Below are 11,213 nucleotides of genomic sequence, written 5' to 3'. Positions count from 1 at the left end.
TAAATATTAGTTCAGGTGGTGACAGGTTACGATGGGTCGGGAATATGGATGATGGTCTTATCCATGGATCGCCTGACCTTCTTGAATCCTGAGAACATATCATCCTCCGCCCTGTACCCCACAGGCAAGACAAGTACAGAGGACAACCCTCTTTTATCAAGACCGAGGAGTTCATCGTATCCGGAAGGTAAAAATCCTTCCATGGGGCAGGAATCAATTTTACGGAAAGCACAAATGGTAAGAAGGTTCCCCAGAGCCAAATAGGCCTGGTTCCTGGCCCACTCCTCCACTTGTTTCTGGTCCCATCCGGCAAAGGTGGCCAGCATCTGTTCCTTATATGGCTCCAGGATCTCATCACTGGTTCCCCTTACCTGCTTGATGGTTTTAAAATAAGCGCTGATATAGTCCGGCGTAATCTCTTTTTCAATGCAGAGAACCAGGACATGGGATGCCTGTGCAACCTGTTTCTGCCCGTAGGATAAAGGCAATAATTTCTGCTGCAGCTCCTTATCACTTACAACAACCAGGCGGATCGGTTGCAAACCAAAGGAAGTGGCAGTCAGGTTAAATGATTTTTTCAGGACAGCGATATCGTTATCCGGCAGCATTCTCTTTTCATCAAATTTTTTAACCGCGTAGCGCCATTCCAAATTTTTTATAAACTCCTCCATGCAATTACGAATTAAAGAACCAAAGTTTTACAGCCATAATGACAACCATAACGACTAAAAATGTTTTAATAAAACCATCTCCCTTATTTACCGATACCCTACTGGACACCCAGGCCCCCAGCCCATTACCTACAGCAAGAACCAGCCCTACCTGCCAGACCACTTTTTCATTCCAGGCGAAGACCATCAACGCACCGAGGGTATAGATGCACACGACAGCCACCTTGGTTGCGTTGGCTTTCACCAGGGATAGGCGATTTATAAAGTGCAGGAAAAGGATTATGATAAAACCGATCCCGGCATTGATAAATCCGCCATAGATACCGATAAAGAAAAAGGATGCAATCGCTATCCAGAAATATTTACCACTTAGTCGCTCCTGTAAATCCTCTATCCTTATCCTGGGTTTAAAGATAATGATTAAGACCACGATGACCATAACAACCGCAAGGATGCGGTTAAAGGTCTCGCCCTTAACATCCACTGCCATGTATGCCCCGATGAGGGAACCCAGCAGGGCAGCAATTCCCAGGTAAACATTAAAGGGATAGGTGGACACCCCCTTGCTTTTAAAGCCTGCTACGCCCATAGCGGTCTGGATAATAACCGCCACCCTGTTGGTACCGTTTGCCACGGCAGGAGGTAGTCCCAGGAATATAAGCACGGGTAAGGAGAGCAGGGAACCACCGCCGGCAACAGTATTGATAAACCCTACAACAAAGCCAACAGCGATCAATAAGGGGTAATGGTACCATTCTTCCATGTGGCAAAAATACGGCTTGAATAAGATTATGATTGTCGTTCATCGAGATTATCCTAAAATGTGGTTGCATTTCATCGATTAATAGCTACATCAGGACGATGACTTTCTATTTTTTGTTAGTTTTATTTGTGAGTTATTTCCTATAAACCCCCGGACGATGAAGATCAGTACTCTACTTCTGCTATTTGCTTCACTTCTTTTGACAGTATCCTGTTCCAAGGAAACGCCAGAGGCGGACGAACTTTCCGGACTCTACGGAACTTACCGCTTAACCGAGCTAAGATCTAATGATCCGTCTGAATTCAATTACGGCGGAGTAGCTTTTTACAACCTGGTGGAAGCCCTTCCATGCCTGGAAGTGATCACAGTGATCAGGGAAGACCGTACCTATGAAACCATAGCGGTAGAATTGGTTACCAGCACAGATACCGTAAGCAAAGGATACAGGTATACCTGCGGCAACGAAGCATTTATAAAGAGGGGTACCTGGAATATCTATGACGGGCAACTGGTCATGGGTAATGCTACTTTTGAAATAGTGGGTAACCAGCTAATAGACGAACGTGACCCTGAACTGGAATGGTTTGATCGTCTGATCCATACCAAGGTAGAGGAATACTGATCATATGGAGCTGGATGCCGGCCCACTTCCCTTATTGTAAGAACTTTTTTAAACCGAAACTATTTTCAGGCCGATAATAGAGCCGATCAGGGCAGTAATAAAGAATACCCGCCAGAAGGTGGCCGGTTCTTTAAATACCAATATTCCTATCAAAACTGTGCCTACAGCACCTATCCCTGTCCACACGGCATAGGCGGTGCCGATGGGAAGTTCCCGGGTTACTTTCACTAGCAGGTACATGCTTATGGCAAGACAAAGCACAAAACCAGTGTACCAGTAGTTCGCCTCGTTTCCCGTAGTTTCTTTAGCCTTACCAAGGCAAAAAGCAAAAGCAACTTCAAATAATCCGGCGATGATCAGGAGCAACCAATTCATACTGTGGTCTTATCGTGTTAACCATGCAAAGATGATATAAAAAATAGTATTGGGATGGGTACTTTGGTTCTTAGATTCATAGTTACATAGGTACACAGGTACATAGTTACATAGTTACAAAGTGTGACAGAGGTGACAAAGGGGACAGGGTGACGATGGAATAGTATTGCTTTATATCTTGAACAACAAACTGCAAACCGCGAACTGCAAACCGCGAACTGCAAACTACATTCCTCGAACATCGAACTTCAAACCTCAGACTTCGAACCGTTACAAAGGTACACAGCCCGCCCGCCCGCCTGAATGACGTAGTCGGGCAGGAACGTGCCGTCTGGTACGGGCGGGGTACATAGTTACAAAGAGGGACAAAGGGGACAGGGTGACGATGGAATAGTATTGCTTTATATCTCGAACAGCAAACTGCAAACCGCGAACTGCAAACTACATTCCTCGAACCTCCAACCTCGAACTTCAAACCTCGAACTTCAAACCTCGAACTTCGAACTTAGACTGCCTACTGCCCACTGCAAACTGCCTACTGAAAACCGGGGCTCTTAACCCCGCCCCATGCTCAAGTTAAATGAATTCAGTGCAGAAAACTTGCAGGCGGGTAATCCGGGACACCGTTAGGCCGTCACGCCGTCACACCGTTAAATGGGTGACAAAGGTGACAAAGGGGACAGGGTGACGATGGAGTAAATTTCTTTATATCTCAAACAGCAAACTGCAAACTTTGAACTTCGAACTTCGAATTTACCTGCCCGCCCGTGCCGGTCGGACGGGCCTTTGGCAGGCCTCAAACTTCGAACCGTTACTTAGGTACACAGGTACATAGTTACAAAGTGTGACAGAGATGACAAAGGGGACAGGGTGACAATGTAGTAGTAATGCTTTATATCTCGAACAGCAAACTGCAAACTTTGAACTTCGAACTTCGAATTTACCTGCCCGCCCGTGCCGGTCGGACGGGCCTTTGGCAGGCCTCAAACTTCGAACCGTTACTTAGGTACACAGGTACATAGTTACAAAGTGTGACAGAGATGACAAAGGGGACAGGGTGACAATGTAGTAGTAATGCTTTATATCTCGAACAGCAAACTGCAAACTTTGAACTTCGAACTTCGAATTTACCTGCCATTGGCAGGCCTCGAATTTCGAACTACATACTGCAAACCGCGATCCTCGAACTTCAAACCTCGAACTTCGAACTTAGACTGCCTACTGCCCACTGCAAACTGCAAACTGCTTACTGAGATAGCGGATTACTCGCTTCGCTCGCGATCCCCGGGAGGGGGTTCTGCATTAAAAACCCGATGCTATCGCATCGTGGTCTTTTTTATTCCCCTTCGCTTAACCGAGCGAGCTCGGTACGCTTGGGGAATAAAAAAACCCTTGGCTTACACCCAGGGTTTTTATGCGGAGGAAGAGGGATTCGAACCCCCGGAGGTGTGACCCTCAACAGTTTTCAAGACTGCCGCATTCGACCACTCTGCCATTCCTCCTTAGCGGCTGCAAATATAAAAAGGATTTTCTATTATCAATAGCCTTTCTTTAAATTATTGTCCAAAAAGAATGTATGGAACTGAAGATTAATCTCATACTCCCGCGCGCGATTAAACGATACCTTCACGGTTTAGCATTATTATCCCGCTTCCTTTTCTGCAGGAGTACTCCTGGAAATGGGTTTTTCAAAAATCCATGACCTGCAGAGTTGCTCTAATGCCTGGATTCGAATAATAAATAAGCTTTAACCGAATCCGATGTCTCCTCTGTAACACAAGTTACTGTCGGACAGACATATATCATCTATTTTTATAGAAACAACTAATTGTAACAAAAATGGATCCACATTATCAAGTCCTGATCATCGGGGGCGGAACTGCCGGAATTATGGTCGCTGCCCAATTACGCAAACAAAAGAAAATTATTGATGTTGCCATCATTGAACCGGCAGATAAGCATTATTATCAACCGGCCTGGACGCTGGTAGGTGCGGGCACGTATGATTTTGATAAAACTGCAAAGCCCATGGGCTCCGTGATCCCAAAAGGAGTGAAATGGATAAAGGATAAAGCCACAAAGTTCGATACTGTTAATAACCGGGTATTCACATCTGTTTCCGGGTCTGTGACTTATGATTTCCTGGTAGTAGCCCCCGGGCTGGCATACGACTATGACCTGGTACCCGGTTTGGGAGAAGCCATGGACAAAGGGGTGGTTTGCAGCAATTATACGGATCCTGTACATACCTGGAATGTTATAAAGAATTTTAAAGGGGGAACGGCCCTCTTCACCCAGCCGGCCACACCGATTAAATGCGGGGGAGCCCCGCAGAAGATCATGTACCTCGCTGAGAGTTATTTCAGGAAAAGCGGGGTTCGCGATGAAACCGAGGTGGTATTTGCGACTCCGGGCACCATAATATTCGGGATACCGGAAATAGCCAAGACCCTTACAAGTGTTGTGGACAGGAAGGATATCAACCTGAGATTCTACCATAGACTTGTCGAGGTAGATAGCAAAAGACAGATTGCATGGTATGAAATTGGTAAAGAAGTACAGCAGGGATGTACGGTGATTGCTGATAAAGAGGGGGACACTAGCAGGCTTGACAAAAGCTTGCAGTATAATTATAAACATGTAAAGGTCTCGGTTGATGGGAACCGTTATGGAATTCATTATGACCTGCTGCATACCGCCCCTCCTTCCGTGGCTCCGGATTTTGTAAAAAATTCACCTTTGGCCAATGATTCCGGTTGGGTAGATGTAGACCCGGGTACACTGCAGCACAAAGAATATCCCAATATCTTCAGCCTGGGTGACGTAGCCGGCATACCCACTGCCAAAACCGGTGCAGCGATAAGAAAGCAGGTCCCTGTAGTCGTTGATAATCTTGACCTGCTCATTAGGCATCACAAGATCGGTACTATGAGCTACAATGGTTATTCATCATGTCCTTTAGTGACCGACTACGGTAAGATGGTGCTGGCGGAATTTGATTATAAGAATAATTTTACCCCGGATCCAAAACTAAAGCAGATGCTGGTCTTTGACAGTGCCAAAGAACACTGGCGCCTGTGGATGTTAAAAAAGTATGGTCTACCCTATTTATACTGGAAAAAAATGCTGAAAGGCAAGAATGTCTGATCCCTGGGCCGGAGTAAATACGGGCCCATCGTCAATTTGGATAATTGTTTCCGGGTCAGAGTACCTGGAAGCCATATGCATACGGATCACTGTCATCTATAGTAATGGTATTCTGCCCGTATACCCTTGCCCATCCCTCTATACTGGGAATGATGGCAGGCCTGTTCCCTACTCTCGCTATTTGTTCAATTCTCCCGGTAAAGCGTGAACCTATTATACTCTCATGGATAAATGATTCGCCCGGCTGTAATTTTCCCTTAGCATACCACTGGGCCATCCGGGCACTGGTTCCCGTTCCACATGGCGAACGGTCTATCGCCTTTTCCCCGTAGAAGACGGCATTCCTCGCGGTTGCCTCGGGACTGATTGTATCACCGGTCCACATCAGGTGAGTCACATGCTTGATACGGCTGTCCAGGGGATGGATAAACCTGTCTGGGTATGCGGTGTTGATCTCCTTGCGGATCTCCCCGCTGAAGTGGACAATTTCTGAAGGAGATAAAAACTGCAACCCACCGTAATTTTCCTGGGGGTCGATGATGGCATAGAAATTTCCCCCATATGCCACATCAAATCGCAGTGGCCCAAGTCTCCGTGTATCCACCATCAGCCCTTCCTCCATTAAAAAAGAAGGAACATTGATAATGCGTACCCAGTCGACCTTATTTCCCTTTAATCCATAGGCGGCCGTAACCAGTCCGGCCGGAGTTTCAAGACGTACGGTCCCCGGGCTCTTAGGGATAATCAACTGGTGTTCTATGGCAATGGTTACACTGCCAATGGTTCCATGACCGCACATAGGCAGGCAACCACTGGTTTCTATAAAGAGAATTCCGGCATCGTTCTCTGGATCTGTCGGCGGGTAAAATATGCTCCCGCTCATCATATCATGCCCCCTGGGTTCAAACATAAGGCCTTTCCGGATCCAATCGTATTCTGCCAGGAAATGCTGCCGCTTTTCTGCCATGTTTGCACCGACCAGCATGGGGGCACCCTTGGTTATAACCCGCACCGGGTTTCCACAAGTGTGGCCGTCTATACATTCAAAGACATGTACTGCCATACGCCGGTTATATAGATTGTGTAGTATACTGCCCGTTTACCTTCCTGCTTGCCCCCAGGGGATTACCATTCTTTAATATGTCGGGTAACAGGGCCTGTGGGCAATCCTGGTAACAGACCGGTCTTACCCACCTGTAAATGGCACGCATTCCGACTGATGTAAACCTACTGTCCGTAGTAGCTGGATATGGTCCCCCATGTTGCATGGCTTCTGAAACCTCAACCCCCGTAGGAACCCCGTTAAACAATAGTCTACCAGCTTTGGATTGCAGGTCTTTTACCAGTTCGCTGTACTTGTCCATCTCTGTAGGATTTCCAATGACCGTAGCAGTCAACTGTCCCTGGAGCACATTTATTACTTCCTGTACCTCCTCACTACCGGAACATTTTACGACCAGGCTGAAAGGGCCAAACACCTCGTGTTGCAATCCCGGGTTCTTTATAAAATCTAGTCCTGATACGGTAAGCAGAACGGGGGCTGCCTTGTATTGTTGATCCTTCTCCCCGGGATCTGATACGATCTGGGTATTGGGTTGTTTCTTCTGCAGAGAAGTCCATCTCAGGTAATTCTGATGTATATCCGGGTGAAGCATAGTCCCCTGCTCCTTATCTTCCAGGAACATTGAAAGGGCTCCTATGAACCGGTCCAATGCCGGACTCTCTTCGCTGATGAACAAGCCCGGGTTGGTACAGAACTGTCCTGCTCCAAGGGTGATCGAGGCAGCGAATTTATCCGCCCACCCCTTTGCATCCTTCTCCATAGCCTGCGGCAGTAATAGTACCGGGTTAATACTGCCCATTTCCGCGAACACCGGGATGGGTTCTTCCCGTTGCGCGGCAAGATCATATAAGGCTTTCCCTCCTCCCATACTGCCTGTAAAACCAACAGCTTTGATCCCGGGGTGGGCAACCAGTTGCTGCCCCACGGTAGTTCCCTGGCTGTGCAGGTGTGAGAACACTCCATCCGGAATTCCAGTGCGCTCTGCAGCCCGGATTATGGCAGAAGCTACCATTTCACTTGTGCCGGCATGCATAGGGTGACACTTGTAAACCACAGGACACCCGGCTGCAAGGGCACTGGCCGTATCGCCCCCTGCCGTAGAAAAAGCAAATGGGAAGTTCCCGGCCCCAAATACCGCTATAGGTCCAAGCGCAAATAATGCATTCCGAAGATCGGGCCTGGGATTCGGTTCACGGCCGGGATCAGCTGTTTCGATAACAGGCATTCTCCATTCCTCGGTCTCAATATAATCTGCAAAGGACCTTAGCTGGTTCAATGTTCTTCCCCTCTCCCCTGCTGCCCTGCCTTCCGGCAACCCGGATTCCCGGCAATAACAATCGATTAAGCTATCCCCAAGCTCGCTGATCTCGTCTGCTATAGCCCTGAGAAACCCTGCTCTTTTTTCAGCACTGGTATCACTATAAACAGGGAATACCGATGCAGCCAGGTTTACAGCATCATCGATCTCCTTTTCGGTGGCCACGAAAAACTGTTCAGGGTTTGGTTTGGCCTTTACCGGGTCAAACGTTGAAAACTGTTTACTGCCTGTGGCCGAGCGGGTCTTTCCTATAAAATTCTCTCCCGTGATCATGACTGAAGATATTTTTTGTAGTCGGGCAATTCTGGCTTGTTAGCCATTGCCTTCTTTATGATCCTTTCAACGCGGATACGTTCTTCACCGGATAAAGGCAGTCTCGGTAACCTTACATGTTCGGTCCCCAGACCGGTGGCTACCTCTGCCAGTTTAATATTCTGAACTAACTGGGGGTTGATATCGAGCTCCAGCAAGGGAAGAAACCACCGGTATAGTTCCAGGGCTTCTGTTGTCCTTCCTGCGCGGACCAGTTCATAGATGGCCACAGTTTCTGCGGGAAAAGCACATACTAAGCCCGCTACCCAACCATCGGCTCCCATCAGCAGGCTCTCCAACGCCAGGGTATCTACCCCGCATAAGATCTTAAGCCGGTCTCCGAATTCGTTCTTTATCCTGGTGATGTTAGAAATGTCCCGGGTAGATTCCTTTACTGCCTGGATATTATCATATTTCAACAGGGTTTCGAACATAGAAATGCTCACCCCGATCTGGTAGTCCACAGGATTATTATAGATCATGACAGGCAAATCTGTCTCTTTTGCTATCGATTCAAAGAACTGCAGGATCTCCCTTTCCGTGGCTTTATACCGCATCGGAGGAAGGACCATCAATCCGCTTGCCCCGCAATCCCTGGCTTGCCGTGCGAATAACAGGGCATTCCTGGTAGACCCGGTGGCTATCGTACTGATGACAGGGATACTATCCCCTACCTCGGCGACAGTTTCCCTGAGCAGAAGCTGCAGTTCATCCTGGGATAAGGTACTGGCCTCCCCCAGGGAGCCGCCTAAAATTACTCCATGTACCCCTGCATTGAGCTGGGCTCGTAAATTATGTTTAAAAGCGGGTAGATCCAGGCTGTCATCCGCTGTGAATTTGGTGGTCATGGCCGGCATTACACCTTCCCATTTGAATTTCATAATTGGCTGATTTACTTTGCAAAATACATTTCTTTTGGATGGACCACAAGGTAGTCCCATATAATTTATTACAGTATTATCCTCATGATCTTAATACCGGAAAATTGGCCAAATAAGTATGTTAATTATTATCAGAACGTGTTTAAAAAGGGGCCGTGGAATTGCAGAAGTTTTCACTATTTTTGATGAATTCTCAAAAAACACAATAATGCAGAACAAATTATCCCTATTGGCTCTTGGCCTTTTCATGGCCTGTAACTCCTCCCAGACTACGGTAACGGAGTCACAGGAAAATAAACCAATAGCAGATCCGGCAAAGACCTATGCCGCAACTATTACCGAATCAGAATTAAGAGAACACCTTTTCACCTATGCATCCGATGATTTTGAGGGCAGGGAAACGGGGAAAGAGGGTCAGAAAAAAGCGGTAAACTACCTTAAAGAACAGTACCAGCAAATGCAGATACCCGCTGCGCAGGCAGATGGGAATTATTTCCAGGAAGTACCGCTGGAGATCACTAAGTTACCTGAAGGTTCAGTTTCCTCCGGAGCGCAAACCTATACTATGGGAAAGGACTTCATCACCTTCTCTTCTGCGGAGATCAATGCAGATCAGCTGGTCTACGCAGGATATGGAATAGAAGATACCAATTATTCAGATTTTGAATCACTGGATGTAGCCGGAAAGGTAGTCCTGATTAAAGCCGGGGAACCTATGGCAGAGGATAAAACATACCGGGTGTCAGGAACCATGCAACCTTCTGAATGGGGTAAGATGTCTGAAGGCCTTGCCAAAAAATCGGAGGTTCTTACGGCAAAAGGAGCCAAAGCCATACTGTTCTATGACCCACAGAATTATTCCAGGTTTAAACGATCTTTTGATTATATGAGCCGTAATAATGCGGGCCGGATGGGATTAAAGCAAGAGGATGAAAATGCTGCACTGATCGTGATATCCAAGGACATGGCTAACTCCCTTTATCCAGAAATTCCGGAGAATAATAAAGCAAAAGTCCTGGATAGGCCTGTGACCATAAATTTAAAAAGCGAGAATGAACAGATCAGTTCTGAAAACGTCGTGGCCTTTATTAAGGGATCAGAAAAACCAGGGGAATATATCGTGATTTCCTCGCACCTGGATCACATAGGAGTCAACGATGACGGGAAGATCAATAATGGTGCGGATGACGACGGTTCCGGGACCGTGGCCATGCTGGAGATCGCCGAAGCTTTTAAGGCGGCTGCAAAAGCAGGCAATGGCCCAAAAAGGTCTCTGGTATTCCTGCATGTGACGGGGGAAGAAAAGGGACTGCTTGGATCCCAGTATTATACAGATTTTGACCCGATATTCCCGCTTGCCAATACGGTTGCGAACCTGAATATTGATATGATCGGTAGGATTGACCCGAAACGGGATGGTGACCGCAATTATATCTACCTCATCGGGTCTGATAAACTGAGTACGGATCTTCATCAATTATCCGAAGCTGTTAATGATAAATACTCCCAAATGGAGCTGGATTATACCTATAATGACGAGAATGATCCAAACCGCTTCTACTACAGGAGTGATCATTATAATTTTGCCAAGAATAACATCCCGATCATTTTTTACTTCAACGGGACTCATGCAGATTACCACCGGCATACAGATACTCCAGACAAGATCAATTATGACCTGTTAAAGAACAGGGCCCAGTTAGTCTTTTACACCGCCTGGGAGTTAGCTAACCGGGAACAGCGTATCACCGTGGATAAAGCTGCCAAATAATCAACAGGTATAATTACTGCCAAATATAAATGGAGGTCTGTGACCTCCATTTTTTTGTATAAAAAAAGTCCCAATCTGTGAGGAAAGGGACTTTATCCAATGTTTCGGGTGGAAGACCGGGTTCGAACCGGCGACCTCTGGAACCACAATCCAGCGCTCTAACCAGCTGAGCTACAACCACCGTTTGTCATTTTTGCTTTCAAACTGGTCGGCTATTCAGCCATCCGGATCTTCCCTTGGGAAAATCCCCTGTTTGTCAGCGGTGGCAAAGGTACTTTTTTTTACCGCAA

At 47.0% G+C, this 11,213-nt stretch carries 9 protein-coding genes and 2 tRNA genes; 3 read left to right on the top strand and 8 right to left on the bottom strand.

What is annotated here, in order from left to right; genetic code table 11:
• Positions 1-26: 26 nt before the first annotated feature.
• Positions 27-671: an NAD(P)H-dependent oxidoreductase gene (locus tag CLV82_RS09675; protein WP_133644098.1), complete on the bottom strand. Its 645-nt coding sequence runs from the start codon at positions 669-671 to the stop codon at positions 27-29.
• Positions 672-675: 4 nt separating this feature from the next.
• Positions 676-1,434, bottom strand: a complete 759-nt coding sequence (locus tag CLV82_RS09670; RefSeq protein WP_133644097.1) for a sulfite exporter TauE/SafE family protein — start codon at positions 1,432-1,434, stop codon at positions 676-678.
• 157 nt (positions 1,435-1,591) lie between these two features.
• Here CLV82_RS09670 and CLV82_RS09665 point away from each other — a divergent pair, with 157 nt between their 5' ends.
• Positions 1,592-2,056: a hypothetical protein gene (locus CLV82_RS09665; RefSeq protein ID WP_133644096.1), complete on the top strand. Its 465-nt coding sequence runs from the start codon at positions 1,592-1,594 to the stop codon at positions 2,054-2,056.
• Positions 2,057-2,104: 48 nt separating this feature from the next.
• Here CLV82_RS09665 and CLV82_RS09660 read toward each other — a convergent pair whose 3' ends face one another.
• Positions 2,105-2,431: a DMT family transporter gene (locus CLV82_RS09660; protein ID WP_133644095.1), complete on the bottom strand. Its 327-nt coding sequence runs from the start codon at positions 2,429-2,431 to the stop codon at positions 2,105-2,107.
• A 1,417-nt stretch (positions 2,432-3,848) separates the two neighbouring features.
• A tRNA-Ser gene (locus CLV82_RS09650) sits at positions 3,849-3,933 on the bottom strand.
• Positions 3,934-4,270: 337 nt separating this feature from the next.
• Here CLV82_RS09650 and CLV82_RS09645 point away from each other — a divergent pair.
• Positions 4,271-5,578 carry an NAD(P)/FAD-dependent oxidoreductase gene (locus CLV82_RS09645; protein ID WP_133644093.1) on the top strand — a complete coding sequence of 436 codons (1,308 nt, stop codon included), beginning with the start codon at positions 4,271-4,273 and terminating at the stop codon, positions 5,576-5,578.
• Positions 5,579-5,633: 55 nt separating this feature from the next.
• On the opposite strand, the gene CLV82_RS09640 is transcribed toward CLV82_RS09645, so the two are convergent.
• The 3 genes from CLV82_RS09640 to CLV82_RS09630 are packed head-to-tail and all read right to left on the bottom strand — an operon-like array spanning position 5,634 to position 9,152.
• Complete coding sequence (locus tag CLV82_RS09640; RefSeq protein WP_133644092.1) at positions 5,634-6,641, bottom strand: 4-hydroxyproline epimerase; 1,008 nt, start codon at positions 6,639-6,641, stop codon at positions 5,634-5,636.
• 7 nt (positions 6,642-6,648) lie between these two features.
• Positions 6,649-8,232: an aldehyde dehydrogenase (NADP(+)) gene (locus CLV82_RS09635; protein WP_133644091.1), complete on the bottom strand. Its 1,584-nt coding sequence runs from the start codon at positions 8,230-8,232 to the stop codon at positions 6,649-6,651.
• Positions 8,229-9,152 carry a dihydrodipicolinate synthase family protein gene (locus tag CLV82_RS09630; RefSeq protein ID WP_133644090.1) on the bottom strand — a complete coding sequence of 308 codons (924 nt, stop codon included), beginning with the start codon at positions 9,150-9,152 and terminating at the stop codon, positions 8,229-8,231. The genes CLV82_RS09635 and CLV82_RS09630 overlap by 4 nt, the downstream gene beginning before the upstream one ends.
• 208 nt (positions 9,153-9,360) lie before the next feature.
• Here CLV82_RS09630 and CLV82_RS09625 point away from each other — a divergent pair, with 208 nt between their 5' ends.
• On the top strand, positions 9,361-10,923 hold the full coding sequence (locus tag CLV82_RS09625; RefSeq protein WP_133644089.1) for a M28 family peptidase: 1,563 nt from the start codon (positions 9,361-9,363) through the stop codon (positions 10,921-10,923).
• Between the two features lie 106 nt (positions 10,924-11,029).
• Here CLV82_RS09625 and CLV82_RS09620 read toward each other — a convergent pair.
• Positions 11,030-11,105, bottom strand: a tRNA-His gene (locus CLV82_RS09620).
• Between the last annotated feature and the right edge of the window lie 108 nt (positions 11,106-11,213).

It is taken from the genome of Zeaxanthinibacter enoshimensis, assembly GCF_004362865.1.
GTDB classification, from domain to species: domain Bacteria; phylum Bacteroidota; class Bacteroidia; order Flavobacteriales; family Flavobacteriaceae; genus Zeaxanthinibacter; species Zeaxanthinibacter enoshimensis.
This window is presented reverse-complemented; position numbering and strand designations above follow the sequence as displayed.